The sequence below is a fragment of the Pandoraea sp. SD6-2 genome, assembly GCF_000389825.1.
Classification (GTDB): Bacteria; Pseudomonadota; Gammaproteobacteria; order Burkholderiales; family Burkholderiaceae; genus Pandoraea; species Pandoraea communis.
In genome coordinates this window covers 50,851-74,288 of sequence record NZ_KB944455.1, presented here as the reverse complement: position 1 = coordinate 74,288, position 23,438 = coordinate 50,851, and the positions used below count along the sequence as shown (strand labels likewise).

19 protein-coding genes and 1 pseudogene are annotated in these 23,438 nt (G+C 62.1%); 5 read left to right on the top strand and 15 right to left on the bottom strand.

Annotated features, from left to right (window positions below):
- Window positions 1-142 precede the first annotated feature (142 nt).
- From C266_RS21805 to pilM, 4 genes and pseudogenes are all read right to left on the bottom strand, one after another.
- A pseudogene (locus tag C266_RS21805) lies at window positions 143-661 on the bottom strand (shikimate kinase); the annotation flags it as partial.
- A complete protein-coding gene (pilQ, locus tag C266_RS26425) occupies window positions 567-3,287 on the bottom strand; it encodes a type IV pilus secretin PilQ (protein ID WP_010804095.1) in 2,721 nt (906 codons plus the stop codon). The gene pilQ and the pseudogene C266_RS21805, both read right to left, overlap by 95 nt.
- Window positions 3,277-3,930: a PilN domain-containing protein gene (locus C266_RS21795; protein WP_144265906.1), complete on the bottom strand. Its 654-nt coding sequence runs from the start codon at window positions 3,928-3,930 to the stop codon at window positions 3,277-3,279. The genes pilQ and C266_RS21795 overlap by 11 nt, the downstream gene beginning before the upstream one ends.
- An 8-nt stretch (window positions 3,931-3,938) precedes the next feature.
- Entirely contained in the window at window positions 3,939-4,988 is a 1,050-nt protein-coding gene (gene pilM / locus C266_RS21790) for a type IV pilus biogenesis protein PilM (protein ID WP_010804097.1), read from the bottom strand.
- A 244-nt stretch (window positions 4,989-5,232) separates the two neighbouring features.
- Between pilM and C266_RS21785 the strand changes: the two genes are divergently transcribed.
- Window positions 5,233-7,680: a penicillin-binding protein 1A gene (locus C266_RS21785; protein WP_010804098.1), complete on the top strand. Its 2,448-nt coding sequence runs from the start codon at window positions 5,233-5,235 to the stop codon at window positions 7,678-7,680.
- A gap of 86 nt (window positions 7,681-7,766) precedes the next feature.
- Here C266_RS21785 and cyaY read toward each other — a convergent pair whose 3' ends face one another.
- Window positions 7,767-8,087: an iron donor protein CyaY gene (gene cyaY, locus C266_RS21780; protein ID WP_010804099.1), complete on the bottom strand. Its 321-nt coding sequence runs from the start codon at window positions 8,085-8,087 to the stop codon at window positions 7,767-7,769.
- On the opposite strand from cyaY, the gene C266_RS28475 reads away from it, so the two are divergent.
- The gene (locus tag C266_RS28475; protein ID WP_371257161.1) at window positions 8,086-8,373 is read left to right on the top strand and encodes a lipoprotein; all 288 of its coding nucleotides are present in this window, start codon (window positions 8,086-8,088) and stop codon (window positions 8,371-8,373) included. The genes cyaY and C266_RS28475 overlap by 2 nt on opposite strands.
- Before the next feature lie 64 nt (window positions 8,374-8,437).
- Window positions 8,438-9,706, top strand: a complete 1,269-nt coding sequence (gene lysA / locus C266_RS21775; protein WP_010804100.1) for a diaminopimelate decarboxylase — start codon at window positions 8,438-8,440, stop codon at window positions 9,704-9,706.
- Here the strand turns inward: lysA and msrQ are convergent.
- From msrQ to C266_RS21750, 5 genes are all read right to left on the bottom strand, one after another.
- A complete protein-coding gene (msrQ, locus tag C266_RS21770; RefSeq protein WP_051126500.1) occupies window positions 9,634-10,386 on the bottom strand; it encodes a protein-methionine-sulfoxide reductase heme-binding subunit MsrQ in 753 nt (250 codons plus the stop codon). The genes lysA and msrQ overlap by 73 nt on opposite strands.
- Window positions 10,387-10,397: 11 nt before the next feature.
- Entirely contained in the window at window positions 10,398-11,396 is a 999-nt protein-coding gene (msrP, locus tag C266_RS21765) for a protein-methionine-sulfoxide reductase catalytic subunit MsrP (protein ID WP_010804102.1), read from the bottom strand.
- A gap of 198 nt (window positions 11,397-11,594) precedes the next feature.
- Complete coding sequence (ccsB, locus tag C266_RS21760; RefSeq protein ID WP_036664066.1) at window positions 11,595-12,779, bottom strand: c-type cytochrome biogenesis protein CcsB; 1,185 nt, start codon at window positions 12,777-12,779, stop codon at window positions 11,595-11,597.
- A gap of 11 nt (window positions 12,780-12,790) precedes the next feature.
- A complete protein-coding gene (locus C266_RS21755; protein WP_010804104.1) occupies window positions 12,791-14,926 on the bottom strand; it encodes a cytochrome c biogenesis protein ResB in 2,136 nt (711 codons plus the stop codon).
- A 167-nt stretch (window positions 14,927-15,093) separates the two neighbouring features.
- Window positions 15,094-15,750, bottom strand: a complete 657-nt coding sequence (locus tag C266_RS21750; protein ID WP_036664047.1) for a cytochrome c — start codon at window positions 15,748-15,750, stop codon at window positions 15,094-15,096.
- 298 nt (window positions 15,751-16,048) lie between these two features.
- On the opposite strand from C266_RS21750, the gene yihA reads away from it, so the two are divergent.
- Both yihA and hemB read left to right on the top strand, forming a co-directional pair.
- Complete coding sequence (yihA, locus tag C266_RS21745; protein WP_010804106.1) at window positions 16,049-16,717, top strand: ribosome biogenesis GTP-binding protein YihA/YsxC; 669 nt, start codon at window positions 16,049-16,051, stop codon at window positions 16,715-16,717.
- 595 nt (window positions 16,718-17,312) lie between these two features.
- Window positions 17,313-18,311, top strand: coding sequence for a porphobilinogen synthase (gene hemB / locus C266_RS21740; protein ID WP_010804107.1), 999 nt, complete (start codon window positions 17,313-17,315; stop codon window positions 18,309-18,311).
- A 276-nt stretch (window positions 18,312-18,587) separates the two neighbouring features.
- On the opposite strand, the gene dsbD is transcribed toward hemB, so the two are convergent.
- From dsbD to rpsD, 5 genes are all read right to left on the bottom strand, one after another.
- Window positions 18,588-20,573: a protein-disulfide reductase DsbD gene (gene dsbD / locus C266_RS21735; protein ID WP_010804108.1), complete on the bottom strand. Its 1,986-nt coding sequence runs from the start codon at window positions 20,571-20,573 to the stop codon at window positions 18,588-18,590.
- On the bottom strand, window positions 20,566-20,898 hold the full coding sequence (cutA, locus tag C266_RS21730; protein ID WP_010804109.1) for a divalent-cation tolerance protein CutA: 333 nt from the start codon (window positions 20,896-20,898) through the stop codon (window positions 20,566-20,568). Before cutA ends, dsbD begins: the two co-directional genes overlap by 8 nt.
- Window positions 20,899-21,091: 193 nt before the next feature.
- Entirely contained in the window at window positions 21,092-21,484 is a 393-nt protein-coding gene (gene rplQ / locus C266_RS21725) for a 50S ribosomal protein L17 (protein WP_010804110.1), read from the bottom strand.
- Between the two features lie 155 nt (window positions 21,485-21,639).
- A complete protein-coding gene (rpoA, locus tag C266_RS21720; RefSeq protein WP_010804111.1) occupies window positions 21,640-22,617 on the bottom strand; it encodes a DNA-directed RNA polymerase subunit alpha in 978 nt (325 codons plus the stop codon).
- Between the two features lie 102 nt (window positions 22,618-22,719).
- Window positions 22,720-23,343 carry a 30S ribosomal protein S4 gene (gene rpsD / locus C266_RS21715; RefSeq protein ID WP_010804112.1) on the bottom strand — a complete coding sequence of 208 codons (624 nt, stop codon included), beginning with the start codon at window positions 23,341-23,343 and terminating at the stop codon, window positions 22,720-22,722.
- Window positions 23,344-23,438: the final 95 nt, after the last annotated feature.

Genomic DNA, 23,438 nt, shown 5'->3' with positions numbered 1-23,438 from the left:
GACCGGCTTGCGCCGGATCCCCGCCGTTGCCGCCCGCCGGCCCTGTCATGTCGTGCGCAACATCGTGCGCGACGTCGTGAGTCTCGACTCGCGCCCCCTCAGCGGTGTCGGGCACGTCGTGCGACACCTCGGTGTTGCTGGGTACGATCCCCGCCATTTCCAGTTGCATCAGCACCATGTTGACGAGCGCATTGACGCTCGGCCGACCGGTCTCGATGACAAAGGTCGCGCATTCGCGATATAGCGCGTCGCGCTCCTGAAACAACTGCTCGAGACGCGCTCGCGGGTCTGCGGTTTGCAGTAACGGACGGTTCTTGTCGCGACGCGTGCGCAGCCAGAGATCGTGCGGATTGGCGCGCAGATACACGACGGTGCCCCGCGACTTGATGTTCTCGCGATTTTCGGCGCGCAGCACCGCGCCCCCGCCGGTCGCGAGTACGATGCCACTGCGCTGGGTGAGTTCGTCGATGGTCTGGGCTTCGCGCTGACGGAAGCCGTCCTCGCCTTCGTGTTCGAAGATGACCGGAATGCGCACACCCGTGCGCGCTTCGATCTCATGGTCGGAGTCATAGAACTGTCGTCCTAGACGTCGTGCCACTGCGCGTCCAACCGTGGTCTTGCCCGCCCCCATCAATCCGACAAGTATTACGTTTTCCAGCATAAATCGCTGATATTTGGGTTCCAGCCCCTGATGATACCGGGATATGCGTCGGGCGTGCGGAACGCGTCGCCTCAGGCTCCCCCCCAGTAAGCCGGGGATGGCCAAGCAGCCGGACGTGTGGCGACGATTCGAGGCGCGTTGCCGGTGACGTCCCTGTGGCTGGCGGGATGCTGGCTGCTCGGGGGGAGTTCGGGGTTTCGCCCTGTTCAGACGCCTGCCCCCACGCCAGCTCATTCACCCCGTCCACCACGCCACCGGGGCTCGACGGGCCGGCTTTCGTGCCCATGCCCACGCTCAAGGCTGAATGCCTCGCAGGCTCGGCAGCATCTTCCTCATGCTTACCCTCAGGCACCACGCTGGGCGTGAGAAACACCAGCAGTTCGGTACGACGGTCGTCGTTGGCTCGATTACGGAACAACGCCCCCAGCAAAGGCACATTCCCCAACCATGGCACGCTGGCATGACTGTCGCGGCGCTCTTCCTGGTAGATCCCGCCGATAGCCACAGTCCCGCCGTTCTCGACCTGGACCTGCGTCTTGACGTGCCGGGTGTCCACCGCAAAGCCCTCGGCCACGGCGTGCCCAATGCTGTCCTTGCGCACGTCGACATCCAGGATCACCTGACCATCGGGCGTGATCAGCGGCGTCACTTCGAGCTTCAGCGTGGCCTTGCGAAATTGGACTGAAGTCACGTTGCGACGGACGCTGCGGGTCTGGTACGGCAGCTCCGTACCCTGCTCGATGACGGCCTGAATCTTGTCCGCCGTAACCACGCGCGGCCGGGAAACGACGCGCCCGCGCCCGGTCGTCTCGAGCGCCGACAGCTCCAATTGCAGAAAACGCGTCGCCGAGCGACCGAATAACGTGATGGCCAGACTGGGCGGCGTGACGCCTGCCAGCGCCGCCGCAGACAGCCCAACGTCGAGCGCATGGCCTCGCGACTTTCCGTCGCCCTGATGCGTGTCGCCGTTGCCAGACGAATTGCCTGCCGCCGGTCGGATGCCCGCCTTCTGCCCACGATCTCCCCGCCCGTCGTATCCCGCCAGCCGGACGCCGAGCGACTCACTGAACCGATCATCGGCCTCAACGATGCGCGCTTCGATCAGCACCTGCCGCACAGGTACGTCGATCCGCGCAACGAACGAAGCCAGCGCATCGAGTTTTTCCGGTAGGTCGGTCACGAATAATTGGTTCGTTCGCGGATCGGCGATCAGACTGCCTCGCGAGGACAACAGCCGCTGCCCCTTACGGTCTTTCTCGCCCATGATGATCTCCCGCAACGCCAACGCCCTAGGGTAATTCAGCGTGAAGCGCCGACTGACCAGCGGCAGCAACGCCTCACGCTTTGCCGCAGCCTCCAGTTGCGTCTGCTCGTCGGCCAGCAGGTCGGCTCGCGGGGCGATCCAGTCGACACCCTTCAGGGATTGGACGCCAAGGCCGGCACTCCGGATCATCACGTCGAACGCCGTAGCCGCAGAGACACACCGCACCTCCATGTCGAGACGCCCCGCAACGCGCTCGCCAATCACCACGCTCCTCCCGGTCAGACGCGCGAATGCCCGCAGCGCATCGACAACGTCGACACCATGGAGCGTGATATCAACGCACGGCGCTTGCGCTCCCGCTGTCCCTTGCCGTAAAGGCTCCTCTTGCCATGTCGCGGCCAATCCGGTCGTTGTCGTGCGTCGCAGCGTGACTTGACGCGATCCCGCACGCATCGATCCGACCGGATTCCCATCGTCGTCCGATGCCTGCTGCGGCCCGGAAGGTGTCATCGTCACCGCGTCTTGCGCGGAATGACGTGTGAGCGGCGTGCGAAAGACGTCATTCGTGTCTTCGGGCATGCGCCAGCGCGACGCAGGCGCCGGCAACGCCGGCAAAGGCTGCGCTACGGGCGCACCGGGCAGATCTGAGGGTCGCTGCCACAGGTAGGCAGCCACCGTGACGGTCAGTCCGGCATCGCCCGCACCTGTCACGCCCGACGATCCCCATCCGGGTCCCTGAAGCGACAGGTGCTCGACGGCCACATGACGCGGCACACTGTCAATCTCGGCAAGCCAGCCAAGCAAGTTCGAGACGGGTCCCCTGACGCGGATTTCCGCCCGTTCGATCACGATATCGTCCGCTAACGCCGACGGCCCCGCTCGGGCCATCTCCAACGTCAGGCCCGCGCGAGCAACGAGATACTCAAGATCGGCACGCCACGCCGAATCCGCGTCATTCGCGGAATCGGGCAGCGAAGCCTCGGACTGGCCCGTTGCCGGAGCGTCGTCGCCCTCGCCTTTCGCGGCAAGCGGCAACAAACGCCGCCAGGCCGTCGACTCGGTTTCCGCCTCTTGAAGCGCCGCCATCAGGACGGGCAATCGACGCGCAGCTTCGTTAGCGCTATCCAACGTCTGCTGCTCGACGCCGAGATCCTTCTGCAAAGTCGCGCGCGCGGGCAAGCCCACCAGCCACCAGACCGACCACGCTATCGCAAGACCCATCAGCCAGGCGAGACTTGCCAGCGCCCACCGCACCGATCGCGTCCATTCGACCGGAGACACCGACCGCCGCGCGCGCCAACGGGCCGCCACGTCGTGAAAAATGTCGCGGACATCCTCCGGCGGAGGTTGCTCACCGTACATCTGGCACCTCCTCTCTCAATGCAACGCCAGCATCCGCATTGACCGCGAGTGCGATCGGTTTGGCGTCCACTTTCCATTCGATACGCAGCGTGAATCGCCGGATGTTCGGCGCCAGTGCCTGCCCCGCAGCGCTCACCCACTGACGTCTGACGCTCTCCGGGACGACGCTCGATTCGACTTCCGCCACTTTGCGCACCCACGGTAATGCTCTCAAACGCTTCTGTGTTTCCCGCACTCGCGATTGCGTCGTCGCATAGCCTTCGACACGGAGCTGAGCGTCGCCCGTCGTCACCGCGGTCAATCGCACGCCGTCGGCACAGGCACGCATGATGTCCAGCAATCGGTAAGCGACGGGTTGCCGCCGTTCGACCAGCGCGACGGCGGCCCGGCGATGAGCATGCATGACGGCGAGTTTGCGTCCCGTGATGTCGAACGCCGTCAACGTTGCGCTCAACTTGTCGCTGGCTACGCGTAACGCCGCCAATTGCGCCAGTGCCTCGCGACGCACGTGAATGTCGCGGACAATCGGCACAAGCGACGCCAGCGCGCCGAACGCCGCCACGCACGCCCACACGCGGCATTGCCGCCGAAAGTCGCGCTGCCGTCGCTGAGCCAGCGTGGGAAGGAAATCGAGCGGCGGCATTTCCATACTCATTCGCATGCCACCCCCTGTATCGACATGGCACGCAGTGCCAGCCCGCAAGGCACGGCAAGCGATGTGCGTTGCGCAAACGTCTGACGCCTTGGCCCGGCCGCACCCGGCACCTCAAAGCGCCGTAGCGGATCGAACGGCCTCACCGGTATGCCGCACGCCGCACCCAAGGCGTCGCAGATCGCCACGAGTCCACCGGGACTCGCGCCCTGTGCCGCCACGTACATGACGCTGGGACCAACCGGCAGCTTGCCAGCCAACTCTCGCACAACGCTTGCCAACGCATCAGGATGCGCGCCGACGCCATCGAATCGCTCTCGCGCGTCGGCGACACAAGTGTCCGAGGCGAAGACCGACAGGTCGAGATCGTGAGCATCCACCTGCAGCAGCGCGTTAGGCGTACCGGCTCGCTCGGGCGTACTCGCATCACCATCTGCCGGCCACGCCCATCGGAACGCTCTGCGCCCCGCCTCGTGCGCTGCGTCGATCGCATGCACTCGAAGTCCCGACATTTCGAGCACGGCGACGCGGTCATCCACCAATTCGGCCTCACAGGCGTACAACCGCAGCCGGTGATTGCCCGGGTCGGCCCACGTCACACCCACACGATTGCGCAAATCGGGGTCGCCATCCCCAGGCAACAGCAAGGCGGCGCGCCGCTCGCACCAGGCGCGCAACGCACGCGCCGGAAGGTCCGCCGGATAATCGACGACCTGCGTTTTGAGCCCGTGCGCAGGTAGGGCGAGCACGATGGTGTCATCACGTAAATCCGTGGCGCTGATGCCGATTCGTTCCAGTAGCTCTTCCAGACGACGGGCTGCCGCCTCCGGCTTGGCGATCAACGCACCGCGCAGCATGTCATCCTCCAAAATGGCCGACCCGTAGCCGGCCAGACGCAATCGCGCTAGCCCGGCCACACGCGTCAGGCGAACGAAATGCAGGCCGCCAGCGTCAAAATAAATACCGCAACCCCCACCCCCGGCCCGCGGCAACACCGCCGAAAATTGACTGCCGATGTGGCGCGCACCGCGCAAGACCGCTTCGATCATGACGTCCTCCCGTCTCTCTTCTTGTCGATGTGATCGATGCTATCCAGCGCAACGAGGCTGCCCAATCGGACCAGTCCGAATCCACGCGTCGACGAGGTAAGCGAAATGCGCTTTAGGAATTCACGCCACTTTTTCTTCGTCCGATTCCTAGAACCCGTGGGCCTGAACCCTGATTTCGAGGGGTGGCAACGGGAGGTTGCGGGGCGTTCGTTATAATCGGCCCATCGATTTTTCCGGTTCCCCCATGGCAAGCACACCCCAAACTGAGACACCCCGCGACAAGCGCCCGCCCAAGCCGCGCCGCTCCATCTGGCTGCGCCTCGCGCTTTGGTTCGCCGGCCTGATGGCCGCGATGGTCGTCTGTGGCGCGTTGCTCGTGGGGTACATCCTGGTGGTGATGACGCCACAGTTGCCGTCGCTCGACACGATCGTCGACTACCGGCCCAAGATCCCGTTGCGCATTTACACCGCCGATGAAATCCAGATCGGCGAGTTCGGTGAGGAGCGTCGGAATCTGGTGCACTTCGCCGATATTCCGGACGTCATGAAGAAGGCGGTGATCGCCATCGAAGACGACCGCTTCTATCAACACGGCGGGGTCGACTTCATCGGCATTTTCCGCGCGGGCGTCGCGAACTTCACGCGCGGCGGATCCTCGCAGGGCGCCAGTACGATCACGATGCAGGTCGCGCGCAACTTCTTCCTGTCGAGCGAGAAGACCTACACACGCAAGATTTACGAAGCGCTGCTCGCCTACAAGATCGAGTCGCGCCTCACGAAGGATCAGATTCTCGAGCTATACATGAATCAGATCTATCTCGGAGAACGCGCCTATGGCTTCGCCAGTGCGGCACGGGTCTACTTCGGCAAGGATCTGAAGGACATCACGCTCGCTGAAGCCGCCATGCTCGCCGGACTGCCGAAGGCACCGTCGGCATATAACCCGATCGTCAACTACAAGCGCGCTCGCGTGCGTCAGGAGTACATCCTCAAGCGGATGTACGACCTCGGGTACATCACAAAGGCCGAATACGATCAGGCCATCGCACAGGAGCTGGTAGTGCGCGGGCTGGGCAGCGAGTTCAGCGTGCATGCAGGGTACGTTGCGGAAATGGTTCGCCAGTTGCTCTACGCCCAGTTCAAGGACGAGATCTACACGCGTGGCTTCAACGTCTACACGACGATCAATTCCGCCGATCAGGAGGCCGCCTACGAGGCGTTGCGCGCCGGCGTCATGGCCTACGAATTGCGTCATGGCTATCGCGGCCCGGAGGCCAATATCGATCTGCCGGACGATCAGGACGAGCGCGAACAATTGATCGACGACACGCTGGTCGAGCATCCGGACAGTGGCGATATGGTTGCCGCCGTGGTGCTTTCCGCTTCGCCCCAGCAGGTCAAGGCCGTGCTGCTGAACGGCGACGACGTTACCGTGACCGGCGACGGCCTGCGCTTTGCTGCGGCCGGTTTGAATGCAAAAGCCCAGCCGAAACAAAAGATTCGCCGGGGTTCGGTGATTCGTGTGAAAAAGGACGCGAAGGAAAACTGGCAAATCGTGCAGATGCCGGATATCGAAGCGGCGTTCGTATCGCTCGACCCCCAGAACGGCGCGATTCGATCGCTGGTCGGTGGCTTCGACTTCAACCGGAACAAGTTCAACCACGTCACGCAAGCGTGGCGTCAACCAGGGTCGAGCTTCAAGCCATTCATCTACTCGGCGGCCCTTGAGAAGGGCTTTGCGCCGGCGACCATCATTAATGATGGCCCGCTGTACTTCACGGCGGCGCAGACGGGGGGGCAGCCCTGGGAGCCGAAGAACTACGGCGGCGGCTTCGAAGGCCCGATGCCGATGCGCGTTGCGCTGATGCGCTCACGCAACCTCGTGTCCATCCGGATCCTGCAAAGCATCACGCCGGGCTATGCGCAGAAGTTCATCGGACGATTCGGCTTCGAGGCCGATAAGCATCCGGCCTATCTGCCGATGGCGCTGGGTGCGGGGATGGTCACGCCGCTGCAAATGGCGAGCGCCTATGCCGTGTTTGCCAATGGCGGCTTCCGCGTGAATCCATTCATCGTGGCGCGCATTACCGACTCGAAGGGTAACGTCGTCATGGAGGAAAAGCCCTCCATAGCGGGCGACGAGACGATCCGGGCCATTCCGGCACGCAATGCGTTCATCATGAATTCGATGTTGCACGACGTCGCGACGCGCGGCACCGCAGCCAAGACCAACGCGCTCAAGCGCAGCGATCTGGCCGGCAAGACGGGGACGACAAACGATTCGCACGATGCCTGGTTCGCCGGCTATCAGTCGCAACTGGTGGGCGTGGCGTGGATCGGCTTCGATCAGCCGCGCAATCTGGGCGATCGAGAAACAGGCGGCGGTCTGGCACTGCCGATCTGGATCGACTACATGTCGAAGGCCTTGCGCGGTGTACCGGAATCAACGCGAACGATGCCGCAGGGCATCATTCAGGCGAATGGCGATTACTTCTACGATGACTATCCGCCGGGACGCGCGGTGAGTACGGTTGGCCTGAGCGCCGATACCGCGCCGGACGGGTCGGCGGCGCCGGGTCCGTCGGGGGGATCGCTGCCGGGTCAGATACCGGCGCAATCGAATCCGGCACCCGCACCGGTGGATCGGCAGGAGCGTCAGCGCATTCTGGACATGTTCAACGGCAAGCCCTGACGGGGGTCGTCCGGGCCGGTGACCCGGAAACGCCGCGCGGCGCAGCGTCTCCAGTCACGCTGGAGCCCTGCGCCGCGATTCTTTTGTCAACCCGCCTGCAATGTCACCGTCTCGCCCGCCTGTTGCGACGCAAAACGCGACAGTGCTTCGAACAGTTCGGAATCGTCGCGGGTGTCACGCCATTCGTCGCCCTTCAGGCGGTAGTGGAAACCGCCCGAGCGCGCGGCCACCCAGATTTCGCTCATCGGCGTTTGCAGGTTGACGATGATCTTGCTGCCGTCTTCGAATTCGAGCGTCAGGACGTTGCCCGTACGTTCGCAGTCGATATCCACGTCGCTACCCTCGACGGCCACCTCCACCTGCGCCAGCACTGCCTCGGCGAGCGCCAGGAATTCACTTTCCGTCATGCTAAACTCCACGCTTTGCGTCATCGTTCGCATGCCGCACCACGCGGCGATACCCCCAATGACTGCACCTATTCGAACCTGCGCGATTGTAGCCTCGATTACCCTTTTGAGCGTGTTGGCTGGCTGCGGTCAGGCCGGGCCGCTGTACTATCCTGCCCCTCCGGTGAAACCGGCGCCGCCGCCAGGTACACCGCTGCCGCCGCCGCCACTCGTGCCCGAGCCTCAGCGTGGGCCGTCTGTCGACGTGCCCTCGGCCGCATCGGTGCCGGCAGCCAAGCCGGAATAAGCAGGATCAGGCCTGAAGCCCTCCGCTTTGCCAGCGTGCCCTAGTTGATTACCGAGTTTTTGCGATGTCCGACGCCATCTTCTCCTACCGCGACGACGTACTCCACGCCGAGAACGTTGCCCTGCCCGTCCTCGCCGAGCGTTTCGGCACGCCGCTCTATGTCTATTCGAAAGCGGCCCTGACGAACGCCTATCAGGCGTACGCCAAGGCGTGCGAAGGCCGCAACGCCGCCGTGCACTACGCCGCCAAGGCCAACTCGAACCTCGCCGTGCTCGGCGTGTTCGCCAAGCTCGGCGCCGGCTTCGATATCGTGTCGGCCGGTGAACTCGCCCGCGTCATCGCGGCGGGGGGCGATCCGAAGCGCGCAGTGTTCTCGGGCGTCGGCAAACATGCGGACGAGATGCGCTACGCGCTGGAAAAGGATGTCTTCTGCTTCAACGTGGAATCGCGTCCGGAACTCGATCGCCTCAACGAAGTGGCCGGACAAGCCGGCAAGCGCGCCCGCGTGTCGCTCCGCGTGAATCCGAATGTCGATGCCAAGACGCACCCGTACATCTCCACGGGTCTGCGCGGCAATAAGTTCGGCGTGGCCTACGAAGAAGCCTTCGACGCCTATCGCACCGCCGCCGCAATGCCAAACCTCGAAGTCGTTGGCATCGACTGCCATATCGGCTCGCAAATCACGGAAATTTCGCCGTATCTCGACGCTACTGACAAGATCCTCGATCTCGTCGAAAAACTCGAAACCGCAGGCATCTCACTGCATCACATCGACGTTGGCGGCGGCCTGGGCATCACCTATACGGACGAGACGCCGCCGGACATCACGGCATTCGCCACCACGCTGCTCGATCACATCGCCAAGCGCGGTCATGGCCATCGTCAGGTGTTGTTCGAACCGGGCCGCTCGCTCGTCGGTAACGCCGGTGTGCTGCTTACGCGCGTGGAATTCCTCAAGCACGGCGAGACGAAGAATTTCGCCATCGTCGACGCGGCGATGAACGATCTGGCGCGTCCGGCAATGTACGAGGCGTATCACGCGATCGATCCGGTTGCGCGTCGCGCAGCCGATGCCGTGACTTATGACGTGGTGGGCCCCGTGTGCGAAAGCGGCGACTGGCTCGGCCGCGACCGTGCATTGGCGATTGTCCCGGGCGATCTGCTCGCGATCCGCTCGGCGGGCGCCTACGGCTTCACGATGAGTTCCAACTACAACACGCGTCCGCGCGCCGCCGAAGTCATGGTTGACGGCGACCAGGCCTACCTCGTGCGCGAACGTGAAACGGTCGAGTCGCTGTTCGCCGGCGAACGGCTGCTGCCCGGTAACGCCTGACGCCACTGCCTGCGAAGCGCCCAGATCAGACGGGCGCCGAGCAGGCCAGCCACCACGATCGCATAGATCGCCGGCTGGGCGAGATCGTTCTTGCCCGCCTTCATCCACCAGTAGTGCAGGATCGCCAGCACGGCAATCGCATAGATCACGCGATGCAGCCGCTGCCAGCGCCTCCCGCCCATGCGTCGCGCCATCGCGTACGGCGACGTGAGCGCCAGCTGCACCATCAGCGCGAACGCCGCAAATCCCACGGTAATGAACGGGCGCTTGCCCGACACGTCGCGCAGAATGCTTGCCCAATCGAACCACTGATCCAGCCAGAAATACGTCGTGAAATGCAGCGCGCCGTAGAAAAACGCAAACAGCCCGAGCATGCGGCGCAAGCGCAGTAACCATGGCTGCCCCAACACGCGACGCACCGGCGTGATCGCGAGCGTGATGCAAAGCATGACCAGCGTCCAGGTGCCTGTCGAACGCGTAATGAACTCGACCGGGTTCGCGCCAAGCCGATCGGTCACCCCGTAGACGCCAAGTCGTAGCAACGGCACCATCGCCAGCAGGAAGACGGCCGCTTTGGCCCACGGCAGCCAACGCGGCACGGGGGGCGAATGTTTCGCGGCACGGGCGGCGCCAGCGGCAGCGCCGGGCACTTCCCTCGAATTGGATGGCGTCGTCGGCACGCGCTGTCGGCTCAGAAGAATTTGCGCAGATCCATGCCCTGATACAGGCTGGCGACTTGCTCACCGTAGCCGTTGAACATCAACGTCTTGCGCTTGGGCGTGAAAATACCGCCGTCGCCGATGCGCCGCTCGGTCGCCTGACTCCAGCGCGGATGATCGACACCGGGATTCACGTTGGAATAGAAACCGTACTCGTCCGGCGCGGCACGATTCCAGCTCGTCAGCGGCATTTTCTCGACGAAACGGATCTTCACGATGGATTTGGCGCTCTTGAACCCATACTTCCACGGCACCACCATCCGCACCGGTGCGCCGTTCTGGTTCGGCAGCACCTCGCCGTACAGGCCGAACGTCAGAAGCGAAAGCGGATGCATCGCCTCATCCATCCGCAGGCCCTCGACGTACGGCCAACTGAGCACAGGGTATGACAGCCCCGGCATCTGTTTCGGATCGGCCAGGGTGACAAATTCCACGTACTTCGCGTTGCCCGTTGGCTGCACCTGCTTGATGAGTTCGGCGAGCGAATAGCCAATCCATGGAATTACCATCGACCAGCCCTCGACACACCGGTGGCGATAGACACGCTCCTCGAGCGGTGCGAGCTTGAGCAGCGCATCGATGTCGTAGACCTTCGGCTGTTTCACCTCGCCCTCGATCGCAATCTGCCACGGGCGCAGCTTGAGCGTGCTTGCCCGGCGTGCCGGATCGGATTTGTCGGTGCCGAACTCGTAGAAGTTGTTGTAGGTGGTGACGTCCTTGATGTCGGTCGGCTTGTCGGTAATCACGTAGCGCGTGTTACGCGTCGACGTCAGTTTTGCGAGGCCGGTGCCGGGGCTATCGGCTGCGAACGCGAAACGTTGCGGCAGTACGCCGAGGGCCGCACCGCCCAGCCCCGTCAATCCGACACCGGAAGCGCGCAAAAAGCGCCGCCGTCCGGTGACGACCTCGCGAGGCGTGATGCTGCTCGCCGGAATGTCAGCACCGCGCAAACGCGATCTGCTCGTACTCATGATTCGTCTCCCTGACCAGCCCGGTCTGCCTCTGTTGCTCATTTCACCAAATTGCGTACGCCACTGTCGATTGAGACTGACGCTCCGGCGACGCCGTTCCCGCCACCACGTTGCGGGCAATCATACGGCACGATGAAAAAAGCCGCCGGCACCTGAGCGCGGCGGCTTTCCGAGTGGGCCCCGATGCGCAGACCCGCGTCAGAGCTGTCCGTAGCTGTGCAGCCCCGAGAGGAACATGTTCACCCCGAGGAACGCGAACGTCGTGATCAGCAGACCGGTCAGCGACCACCACGCCGCCACCACACCACGCAGCCCCTTCATCAGACGCATGTGCAGCCACGCGGCGTAGTTCAGCCAGACGATCAGCGCCCACGTCTCCTTCGGGTCCCAACTCCAGTAACCGCCCCATGCGTCGGCAGCCCACAATGCGCCGAGAATCGTGGCGATCGTGAAGAAAGCGAAGCCCACGGCGATGGCCTTGTACATCACGTCGTCGAGCAATTCGAGCGACGGCAGGCGCGACGAGAAGAAACCGCTGTCGAGCGGCTTGCCGGCCACTGCCAGACGCTGGTTTTCGCCCGACTTGAGCAGATACGCAACCGCGACCATCGCGGCGAGGGCGAACGTGCCGTAACCGATGAAGTTCGCCGGCACGTGGATCTTCATCCACCAGCTTTGCAGCGCCGGCACCAGCGGCTGGATCTCGTAGGCGCTGCGCGCCACGCTGTACCAGAGGTTGAAACCGACGGCCGCGCTGATGACGAGCAGCACGAACGGTCCGAGCGAGCGCGTTTCATAGCGACGCTCGTAGTACAGGTAGAACAGCGCCGTGATCAGGCAGAAGAGCACGAAGACTTCGTACAGGTTCGAGATCGGAATGTGGCCGACGTCGGCCCCCACCAGATACGACTCGTACCAGCGCACCATCATGCCGGTGAAGCCAAGCAGCACCGCCGCCCAGCACAATGACGAGCCCACGCTCGCACCGAACGGCGAACGGGCGAGCAGACCGCCCCAGTAGAAAAGCGTCGCCAGGAAGAACAGCGCGCTCATCCACAGGATGGCCGACTGACTCGAGAGGAAGTACTTGAGGAAGAACGCCTGATCGGCCCGCGCCAGATCATGGTGATACAAGCCGATGCCCGCGAGCGCGAGAATGGCGATCCCGGCCATCAGCCAGCGCACCGATCGCCAATGCCAGCCGAGTAGCGCGAAGGTGGGTACGGCGAGCACCAGAATCGTGTGCTCGTAGTAATCCATGTAATGGCCGTAGCGGTTGAGGGCAAAGCCCGCACCGATCGCCAGCGCCAGTGCGAACAGCCAGTCGCCGATACTGCGCTGGCGCAGCCAGGAGACATCCGAATAGCTTTGCGATAACTCCATCTGTCTCACCTTCATCGTTTCGTGACGATCTCGTCCATCTCCGCCTTCGTGCGGGCGAATTCCTTTTCGAAATCCAGTGTGCGGCGTGTCGTCGAGACCGCCATCAATACCGAACTGCCACCGTCCGGCGTGTCTTTGAGCCACATCCACAGACGCCGCTCGCGTACATAGAACATCGAGAAGATGCCGAGTACCAGCAGCAAGCTGCCAAGATACACGATCTTCTTGCCCGGCGAGCGTGTGAGTTGGAAGACGCTCGCCTGGATTTGCTCGAACGAATCGAGTTGCAGGAAGACCGGGGCGTCGTACAGGAAGTTGTCGGACAGCGCGTTGGTGGCCGTATGCACGAAGCGCTCGCTCTCCGGCGAGGGCGCCATGGCCGGTTGCCCGGCCTGTTCACGAGCGACCTGCCACAATTGCCAGACCGTACCGTCGAGAATGCGGCGGAACATGTCCGCTGCGCTGGATTGCTGCTCCTGCGGCACCTTTTCGTTCACGAACTCCGCAATCGCCTGCAAGCCGCCCTTCGTCTGGCTCGTTTTGCTTGCCGGAATCACACCGGCAAACAGATCCAGTTCGCGCTTGGCGCTCTCTTGCAACTGACCGCGAAGCGCCGCCGAGGTCTGCGCCGGCAGCGATTGTGCAGCGAAGCGGCGAGCGGCCTCGGCACGTGCGCCATCGTCCTGAAGAGCGGCACGCAGCAGCATCCATTGCTTGACGGAGCCGTCCTCGTCCGCCGGAATGCGCAGGTACTGGAACGGACCGTCCGGCGTGTCACGCACCCCCGTCATGAAGACACGCTCGCCGTCTCCCACCAGAATCGGCAGCATGTAGTTGCGGTACTCCTTCGCCTGTCCGCTGCGATCGCGCACCTTGTATTGCACCGAGGGGCCGACGTTGTGCAGATCCTTGCTCAGATCGGTGCGGGCGCCCGAGCCGAGTTGCGCGCTCAGGTCATCGCGCAACGACTTGCGAGCCACACCGCGCACATCGCGCTCGCCGCCGCCATTGCTGATGTTCTCGACGTTGATCGCCCGGAAGTCGCTGAACTCCACGGTGTATTCGTCCTTGCCCGCGGCGCCGCCACGCAGTTGCGTCGAGCCACCCACGTCGCCCGAGAACGCGAACGTCCGGTCAGACGCGCCGTGCATGGGGTAACCGGTCAGCTTCAGTTTGCTGCCGCCGTCCTCGAAGCTCGATTGATAGATCGCCACGCCCTTGAAGATGAACGGCTCGTTGACCTTCACCGTCGCGTCCGTCATCTTGCCGGTCTCGGGGTCGGTGACCACGATGTCGCTCGCGAAAAGCTTCGGCATGCCCGTCGAGTAGTAGTCGACGTGGAATTTCTTCAGTTCGATGGCGAACGGCAGATCCTGCACAACCGAGCCATCCTGAAAATTCAGGATGGCCGTGGTCGATTTACCGCCCTCCGGCACGAACGCGTAGCCGCGGAACGCCGGATTGCTCGACGAGAGGCGATGCGTCTCCGGAATCTGCGAGATCACCGCGTTGCCCCGCAGCGGCGACTTGCCGAACAGCAGCATCTGGGCACGGATCAGCAGATCGCTGTCGACCAGCCCGCCCAGGCAAATGATGACGATGGCACTATGCGCGAAGATGTAGCCGATCTTGTTGATCGCGCCCGCCTTGGCCGCGACGAGCGTCGCGTTATCGCGCTCGCGCACAACGAAACGGTAGCCATGGCGTCCGAGATAGCTCGTGAGGCGCGGCAGCAGGTCACCACGCGGCGTCGGCCCGGTGAATTCGGCCTTGTGACCGAAAGCGCGCAGGCTGCCCTCGCGCACGTGATCGCGCCAACTGCGAATGTCCGCGATCATCTTCGGCGCATTGCGCACGACGCACAGCGTCGTCGACGCCATCAGGAAGAACAGAATCAGCAGGAACCACCACGAGCTGTACACGGTGTACAGGCCGAGCGAACGGAAAACGTCGGCCCAGAATGGACCAAACTGATTGACGTAGTTGGGATACGGGTCGCCCTGCTTGAGCACGGTGCCAACGATGCTGGCAATGGCGAGCACGGTCAGCAGGCTGATGGCAAAACGCATCGAACTGACCAGCTCGACACCATCGCGCACCCATCGTTGCGCGCCCTTGATCTGAATTCCGGAGGTACTGATGCTCATCCTGTTTCCGACAACAAAAAAGGGCGGGGACGCGTTTCTCACGCGCCCGCCACCCTGTGTATGCTAAACCAGATCGATCCGGTCGCTCTGCGGCGCCGCTGCTGGTTTCGTTATAAGTCAGCGAATATACCCTGACGTTCATATGGTGTCAGGGCAGGGGCTGCCGATCAGCGCAAACCGGCGATGTAATCCGCGACTGCCTTGATTTCCTTGTCCGACAAACGCGAGGCCACGGTGTGCATGGGGGCGTTGTTCTTGCGGGTCTCATCGCGAAACGCGACCAGTTGAGCTGCGGTGTAGTCTGCCCATTGGCCTGACAGACGCGGATACTGCGACGGCATACCGGCACCGGTGGGGCCGTGACAAGAAGCGCACGCGGGCACCCCCTTCTCGGCCAGACCGCCGCGATAGATCTTCTCGCCCAGCGGCACGGTGTCCTTGTTGCGCGCGACGCCCGGCTTCGCGGTCTGCGAGGCGAAATAGGCAGACACGTTGCGCATGTCCTGTTCGGACAGTGCCGCGACCATGCCGGCCATGATGGCGTTGTTACGCGCGGGCGTTTTGCCGGGTTGCGCCTTGAAGTCGACGAGCTGTTTGTCCAGATACTCGGCGTGCTGGCCGGCGAGCTTCGGATAAGCGCCGCCAGTACTATTGCCGTCTGCCGCGTGGCACGCGGCGCAGACCTGACTGGCAATCGCCTGTCCCCGGTTCAGGTCTGGCTTGGCAGGCGCCTGAGGCTCGGCGGCTTGTCCTGCACCGCTCAGAAGAAAGCATGCCAGCGCCAACGGTGTTGCAGCGAGAGACTTCCACACTCCTCGGTTCATTCGCACACCTTATATCTGTTTTGTCGGGAAATCGGTCGTTCGAACTCACCGTCCGACGCCGTGTTTCTCCTCCAACCTCACGGCGCGCGAGACGTTCGGGCAAGCCTTGGCAAGGCCAAGGTTAACTTTCATATTGTACAATAAAGTCTTTCCCCGACTTTAGGGGATTTCCATGTAGAAGGCCGCAGAACGGGGCTCCCCGGCCTGTCGCCGGTGGGCATCAAACTCACCGTTTTTGCGCCCCTGCACCCGCGTTGCGGCCCGATCCCTGTGGCTGCGGCGCTCCCCGGTTTCCGTCATGTCCCTACTTCATCAAGCCCGCTTCTTCACGACCGTCAATCATCTGCGCGATCTGCCGCCTACGGCCGTGCCCGAGGTCGCCTTCGCGGGACGCTCGAACGCGGGTAAGTCCAGCGCACTCAACATCCTCTGCAACCAGAAGCGGCTGGCCTTCTCGAGCAAGACGCCGGGACGTACGCAGCACATCAACTACTTCGAGATCGCTCACCTCGAACACCTGTACGGTTATCTTGTCGATTTGCCGGGTTATGGCTACGCGGAAGTCGGCGGTGGCGTGAAGGTTCACTGGCAGCAGCTTCTCGGCGACTATCTGGTGCAGCGTCCGCAGTTGCGCGGCCTCGTGCTCGTCATGGACTCGCGCCGGCCGTTCACCGACCTCGATTGCGAACTGATCAACTGGTTCATGCCGACGGGCCGCCCCATCCATGTGCTGCTGACCAAAGCGGACAAACTCACGCGTCAGGATGCGACTGTCGTATTGCGCGACACGCAAAAACGCCTGGCTGCGCTGCCTCGCACCGACGGACTGCCGTCCGACGATCCCGCGACGCCGCCGCAGTTCACGGCCCAGTTGTTCTCGTCGCTAAAGCGCACCGGTGTCGATGCAGCACAGAGCATGCTCGAAGCATGGCTCGCCATTCCGGCGCGCAACACCGCCAAGAAATGAGCTTGTCCGGGCCCCCTCGCTCACTGGGGGGCAGGCGCATCCTTGTCCGCAATCTTCAGTTCCGCGAACGACACCTCGGCACAACCGCAAGGCAACATTGCGTCAAACTGCCAAGGTAGACGGCGGACATGCCCAACGGGCGCGACAAATCGTCGCGGCGAGCCGCTTGGCGATTCGTGGAGTCATCGAGAGAATTGGTGAGCGCACGTGACGGCGTAGCGTCCCCTCAGCCGAACGGATGAGGCCGTTTGAATCGGCCGGGAAGCCTGATTGTCCGGGGCTTTGCCGTAACGATTCTCGCGCACATAAAAAAACCGCCGTGTAGGCACGGCGGGTTCAAATAAGCCTTATCGTAGAACGACAGGCGCCCGCTCAGGGAGGAGAAGCGGGGGACCCTCGCACACAGTGCGAACATCCGGTTGGTATGATATACCATGCGTTCGAAAGTTTCCCGGCAAGTGCCGTTTTTTGCGCGCCTTCCCTCTTAGGGAATCGTTGAGCCAAACGCAACGACTATCCGTTTTCGGGACACGTCCACACAGCCGAATTCGCGGGAACCTTCGAAGCACCACTCTTCGTCCAAAGGACCGATCGCATGAGTTCCTACCCCCTCCTTCGCCCGCGCCGCATGCGTCGCGATGACTTCTCACGCCGTCTGATGCGTGAAAACCGCCTGACTTGCGACGACCTCATCTACCCGGTGTTCGTGCTCGAAGGCGAAAAACGCCGTGAGGCAGTCGATTCGATGCCCGGCGTCGAGCGTGTCTCCGTCGATGAGTTGCTCCACGTGGCCGACACGTGCGTCACGCTCGGCGTACCGGTGATTGCACTCTTTCCGAACATCGAGGCGTCGCTGAAGACCCCTGACGGCATTGAGGCGACCAACCCGGACGGCCTGATCCCGCGCGCCGTGCGCGAACTCAAACGCAATTTCCCCGATCTCGGTGTGTTGACCGACGTGGCCCTCGACCCGTACACGAGCCACGGTCAGGACGGCGTACTCGACGAAAACGGTTATGTCATCAACGATACAACGACGCGCATTCTCGTGAAGCAAGCCCTCACACAGGCCGAAGCCGGTGTGGACATCGTTGCCCCTTCCGACATGATGGACGGGCGTATCGGCGCTATTCGTGAAGCCCTTGAGGCGGCTGACCACATCCATACGCGCATCATGGCGTACGCCGCCAAGTACGCATCGGCCTTCTACGGCCCCTTCCGCGACGCTGTCGGGTCGGCATCCAATCTGGGCAAGAGCAACAAGATGACCTACCAGATGGACCCGGCCAACTCGGACGAAGCGCTGCGCGAAGTGGCGCTCGACATCGAGGAAGGCGCGGACATGGTGATGGTCAAGCCCGGCATGCCGTATCTCGATATCGTGCGCCGCGTGAAGGATGAGTTCCGCTTCCCCACGTACGCATATCAAGTCAGCGGCGAATACGCGATGCTCAAGGCCGCCGCGCAGAACGGCTGGCTCGATCACGACAAGGTGATGATGGAATCGCTGCTCGCATTCAAGCGGGCTGGGGCGGATGGCATCCTGACGTACTTCGCACTTGATGCGGCCCGTCTGATCCGCGCGCAAGCCTGAGCGCGGCGCAAGACGCGAGCGGCAGAATTTGCAGGCAGCGTCAGGCAAGCAAACGCGACCTGACTGCCTGCACTAGCGCGAGCACAAGCCTCTGCGGCGAAAAGAACGGCCGCCCCGATTTTTGAACTGGCCCCAAGGGTTGGGTTTGCACCCAACGCTCGGCGGTTGGTTCAACTCGGGTTAGCCGTTTGACATTGCCTATGAGATCGAGCTATCGCCAGATCCACGGATCTCGCATCGACAAACACGTCGGGTGCCGCTTAGAGACTCAGACGCTCAAAGCGCTGGTCCATATGCCTTATCGAGGCTGCGCAGAAACTGGTCTGCGGATTGTGCCCCGATGACGCGTGTGCCAGCCACTTCCTCTCCATTGCCATCGAAAAAGATGATGCCGGGCGGCCCAAACAATCCGAAGCGCTTAAGTAGTGCCTGATCGTCGGCATTATTCGCAGTGACATCTGCTTGCACAAGCACCATCTGATCAAGGCGCGCTTTCACCTTCGGATCCGTGAAGACAAAGCGCTCCATCTCCTTGCAGCTAATGCACCAGTCGGCATAGAAATCGAACATCACCGGACGCCCCGCCGTCGCCAAAACCCGATCGAGTTCCGCAACGCTACGTACACGCTGAAACCTGACGCCCTCGAACGCCGCAGGACTCGCGCCGGTGTTCCCCGAGGCCACCGTCGTCAACCCGGCCAGTGGCGCGAGCGGATCACGTGCCCCGGCCGCAGCGCCCACCAACGCGACAGCCCCAAGAAGCGCAACGACAACACCGAGCCCCTTAAGAAGGCGTCGCGCACCGCTCACGCCGTCAGGCAGGTTGTCGAAAACGTGCATGAAGGTAGCGGCCACCAACAGCAGGATCCCCCAGCCCAACAACAGAACGGGCGTTGGCAGCAACGGCCGCACAATCCACAGGGCGACACCGAGGAGCAGGAAGCCAAAGAAACGCTTCACGCCGTCCATCCACGCCCCGGCGCGCGGCAGCAATGCACCGCCACCGCCTGCGAGGATCACGAGCGGCAACCCCATCCCCAACGACAATGCGAAGAGCGTCGCACCACCAAAGACCGCGTCCCCTGTCTTCGCGATGAAGGCGAGCGCAGCTGCCAGCGGAGCCGTCACGCATGGGCTGACAATCAGCCCCGAGAGCACGCCCATCATGGCGGCACCGATCCATTGACCGGACTTCTGCTTGCGTGCAGCGTCATCGATTCTGGCGCGCAATGCTGACGGCAACTGAATCTCGTACATCCCGAACATCGACAGCGACAGGATGACCATCAGCAACGCAAACAGGACTAACACCCACGGGGCTTGCAAAAACGCGATGAGGCCTTGCCCCAATAATCCGGCCGCCACACCGATGACGGTATTCACCACGGCCATGCCGAGCACGTAAGCAATGGCAAGACGTATCGCCTTACCGCGGCTGGCCTCTTGTCCCGCGACGATCGACAGAAGAATCGGCACCATCGGCAATACGCATGGCGTGAAAGCCAACCCGACGCCGAGCGCGAAGAAGATACCCAGCGCCAACGCAAAACTGCCACCGGAAAGAATGCGCTCCGCCTCGCTGTAGTCGTCTCGTGCCGACAACCAGCCACCTGCCGTGCGGGCGGACGTTACCACCTGAGCTGTGTCAGCCGGTTTGCCACCAGGTGCCTGCGCCCCCTCGCCGAGCAGTGCCTTCGTGACCGAACCGGAGGCCGGTGCGGCGGTTGAACTCTCGCTCGCCGGGCTACCAACAGCAGCCGCCGAAATTTTGAGCGGCTTGTCCATCGGCGGATAGCACAGCCCCTTGTCCGCACAGCCCTGCATGGTGACATTCAGTGTGAACGGGCCGCCCGCCTGACTGACAGGAATACGGACGTCGATGGGTTCGTGATACACCTCCATGTCCTTGCCGAAGGTCTCGTCATGCTTGACCTCTCCCTTCGGAAATTCTGGCGCACCAAGCTTAACGGCAGGGTTGTCCGCCGCGAAGGCGAATCGCTCACGATAAAGGTAGTAGCCCTTGGCCACTTCGAAATGCAGGAGAACAGCACCGGGCTGCTCCGTCTTCGACACCTTGAAGGCGACATCAGGATCGAGAAAATCGTCGGCAGCATGAGCAAGCCCCGCGCCTAGCGAGAGCACGACTGCCACGACCAACCCTACAAACGTCCATCGTCGGAAGATGCGATTGCGTGGCAATGCCCACGGATCGCTACCGGCTCTCACGATCAGCGGCCCGGCAATTCTTAACACATCAAACATTCAGTTTCCCCCGCGTCTCATCTTCGACCCAGCGTGCATAGGCAGGCAATGCCGCAGTGGCGGGCCATGCAACGATTTCAGGTACGTCGTAAGGATGATGTTCTTTGATGTACTGCTCAAGCGCACCATAACGGGCGGCAGTCGTCTTGATCATGAGTGGCACTTCGATACTCGTCTCGCGCTTGCCTTGCCACCGATAGCTGGAACGCACCGGCGCCAATTGCTGTACACATGCCGCCAGCCGCTCGGAAAGCATGCCGTCGATCACGGCTTCGGCGCTAGTCTCGTCGGGAAACGTCGTCATGACGATAAGAAGAGCATCCATAGTGTGCGGTAGACCGTTCAGGCATAAGGATTGTTCACTGTACACCGCCCCCATGAAACGTGCGCATCGGTCTGCAATTTCCGGACTGATGCCATCACGCCTTCGGACAACACGCCGAAACGAAAAAAGCCAGGTCAATGACCTGGCTTTCTCATACGACTCACGATCTCGAAAAGATCGTTGCGCGAATCGCTTACTCAGCGACTTCCGGCGCTTCCGTGTCGACTTCCGGACGGTCCAGCAGTTCGACGAAAGCCATCGGAGCGTTATCGCCCACGCGGAAACCCATCTTCAGGATACGCAGATAGCCGCCCGGACGGTTGGCAAAACGCGGACCCAGTTCGTTGAACAGCTTGGTGACCATTTCACGATCGCGCAGGCGATTGAACGCCAGACGACGGTTGGCAACCGAGTCCTTCTTGCCCAGGGTGATGAGGGGCTCGACAACCTTACGCAGCTCCTTGGCCTTCGGCAGCGTGGTCTTGATCGCTTCGTGCTGGATCAACGAGTTCGACATGTTACGCAGCATTGCCAGACGGTGGCTGCTGGTGCGGTTCAGTTTACGCAGACCATGACGGTGACGCATTTCAACTTTCCTTTAAACAGAGTTTTCGACCTAGCTCTTCTATCGGTGACAAACACCGCGGGCCGGTACCTTCGCTATCGGCCGTATCGGAACACTCCGACGTGCCGCACTTACGCAACGACATGGCCACCCGAAGGCGGCCATGTCGTTACACATTACTTCTCGAGACCAGCCGGCGGCCAGTTTTCGAGCTTCATGCCCAGCGTGAGACCACGCGAGGCAAGCACTTCCTTGATCTCGTTGAGCGACTTGCGACCCAGGTTCGGGGTCTTGAGCAATTCGTTCTCGGTACGCTGGATCAGGTCACCGATGTAGTAGATGTTTTCGGCCTTCAGGCAGTTGGCCGAACGCACCGTCAACTCGAGATCGTCCACCGGACGCAGCAGGATCGGATCGATCTGCGGCGCACGCGACGGCGCTTCGCTGGCGGCTTCCGTGCCTTCCAGCGCAGCGAACACCGAAAGTTGGTCGACGAGGATGCGAGCCGATTGACGGATCGCTTCTTCCGGCGACACCACACCGTTGGTTTCGATGTTCATCACGAGTTTGTCCAGGTCGGTACGCTGCTCCACACGGGCCGATTCGACCGCATAGCTCACACGCTTGACCGGCGAGAACGACGCGTCGAGGACGATACGACCAATCACCTTGGCCGAATCGTCGCCATAACGGCGCACGTTACCCGGGACATAACCACGACCCTTTTCGATCTTGATCTGAACGTCGAGCTTGCCGCCCTTGGCCAGATGCGCAATCACGTGATCGGGGTTGATCAGTTCCACATCATGCGGCACTTCGATATCCGAAGCGCGCACTACACCTTCACCATCCTTGCGCAGCGTAACGGTGACTTCGTCACGGTTATGCAGCTTGAACACAACACCCTTCAGGTTCAACAGGAAGTTGACGACATCTTCCTGGACACCGTCGATGGTGGAGTATTCATGCACAACGCCAGCGATCGTCACTTCGGTCGGCGCATAGCCCACCATCGACGACAACAGCACGCGGCGAAGCGCGTTGCCCAAGGTGTGGCCGTAGCCACGTTCGAACGGCTCCATCACGACTTTGGCGTGATGCTCACCGACCGGCTCAACCGCAATGATCTTGGGCTTCAACAAACTGGTTTGCATAGGTTTCCTTTTCAATACCCTCGGCTCGTTACACCGATAAGGCTGATGGGTGACAACCTGCACGGAACGCAAAACGCGCCGTGAGGCGCGTCAGCATACGGATTAACGCGAATACAATTCGACGATCAGGCTTTCGTTGATGTCGCCCGCGATATCGCTACGTTCCGGCAGTGCCTTGAAAGTGCCTTCCATCTTCTTGGCGTCAACCGAAACCCAGATCGGGAAACCGACTTGCTCAGCCAGCGACAGCGATTCTTGAATACGCACTTGCTTCTTGGCCTTCTCGCGCACGGTGACGATGTCACCGGCCTTGACCTTGATCGACGGGATGTTGGCAACAACACCGTTCAGCACGATCGCCTTGTGGCCGACCAGCTGGCGCGCTTCAGCGCGCGTCGAGCCAAAGCCCATGCGGTACACGACGTTGTCCAGGCGCGACTCGAGCACTTGCAGCAGGTTTTCACCCGTGTTGCCCTTGAGACGGTCGGCTTCCGCGAAATAACGACGGAACTGACGCTCGAGCACGCCGTAAATACGCTTGACCTTCTGCTTTTCGCGCAGTTGGTTACCGTAGTCCGACGTACGTGCACCCGAGGTGCGGCCATGCTGACCCGGTTTGCTATCCAGCTTGCACTTGTCGGCGAGCGAGCGACGTGCGCTCTTCAGGAAGAGGTCAGTACCTTCACGGCGGGAGAGTTTGGCCTTCGGGCCGATATAACGTGCCACGGTTGTTCCTTTATCTCAAAATCTGACGTAGCGAACTTTGTCCACTACGCAAGTCCGGCACCAATGTACCGGACGGTGGTCTTAGAAATTGCTAC

What these genes read in the sequence shown, in the direction of transcription:
- pilQ (WP_010804095.1), bottom strand. Translation starts at nt 3,287, where the DNA reads ATGTACGGTGAGCAACCTCCGCCGGAGGATGTCCGCGACATTTTTCAC.
- C266_RS21795 (WP_144265906.1), bottom strand. Translation starts at nt 3,930, where the DNA reads ATGCCGCCGCTCGATTTCCTTCCCACGCTGGCTCAGCGACGGCAGCGC.
- pilM (WP_010804097.1), bottom strand. Translation starts at nt 4,988, where the DNA reads ATGATCGAAGCGGTCTTGCGCGGTGCGCGCCACATCGGCAGTCAATTT.
- C266_RS21785 (WP_010804098.1), top strand. Translation starts at nt 5,233, where the DNA reads ATGGCAAGCACACCCCAAACTGAGACACCCCGCGACAAGCGCCCGCCC.
- C266_RS28475 (WP_371257161.1), top strand. Translation starts at nt 8,086, where the DNA reads ATGCTAAACTCCACGCTTTGCGTCATCGTTCGCATGCCGCACCACGCG.
- cyaY (WP_010804099.1), bottom strand. Translation starts at nt 8,087, where the DNA reads ATGACGGAAAGTGAATTCCTGGCGCTCGCCGAGGCAGTGCTGGCGCAG.
- lysA (WP_010804100.1), top strand. Translation starts at nt 8,438, where the DNA reads ATGTCCGACGCCATCTTCTCCTACCGCGACGACGTACTCCACGCCGAG.
- msrP (WP_010804102.1), bottom strand. Translation starts at nt 11,396, where the DNA reads ATGAGTACGAGCAGATCGCGTTTGCGCGGTGCTGACATTCCGGCGAGC.
- ccsB (WP_036664066.1), bottom strand. Translation starts at nt 12,779, where the DNA reads ATGGAGTTATCGCAAAGCTATTCGGATGTCTCCTGGCTGCGCCAGCGC.
- C266_RS21755 (WP_010804104.1), bottom strand. Translation starts at nt 14,926, where the DNA reads ATGAGCATCAGTACCTCCGGAATTCAGATCAAGGGCGCGCAACGATGG.
- C266_RS21750 (WP_036664047.1), bottom strand. Translation starts at nt 15,750, where the DNA reads ATGAACCGAGGAGTGTGGAAGTCTCTCGCTGCAACACCGTTGGCGCTG.
- yihA (WP_010804106.1), top strand. Translation starts at nt 16,049, where the DNA reads ATGTCCCTACTTCATCAAGCCCGCTTCTTCACGACCGTCAATCATCTG.
- hemB (WP_010804107.1), top strand. Translation starts at nt 17,313, where the DNA reads ATGAGTTCCTACCCCCTCCTTCGCCCGCGCCGCATGCGTCGCGATGAC.
- dsbD (WP_010804108.1), bottom strand. Translation starts at nt 20,573, where the DNA reads ATGTTTGATGTGTTAAGAATTGCCGGGCCGCTGATCGTGAGAGCCGGT.
- cutA (WP_010804109.1), bottom strand. Translation starts at nt 20,898, where the DNA reads ATGGATGCTCTTCTTATCGTCATGACGACGTTTCCCGACGAGACTAGC.
- rplQ (WP_010804110.1), bottom strand. Translation starts at nt 21,484, where the DNA reads ATGCGTCACCGTCATGGTCTGCGTAAACTGAACCGCACCAGCAGCCAC.
- rpoA (WP_010804111.1), bottom strand. Translation starts at nt 22,617, where the DNA reads ATGCAAACCAGTTTGTTGAAGCCCAAGATCATTGCGGTTGAGCCGGTC.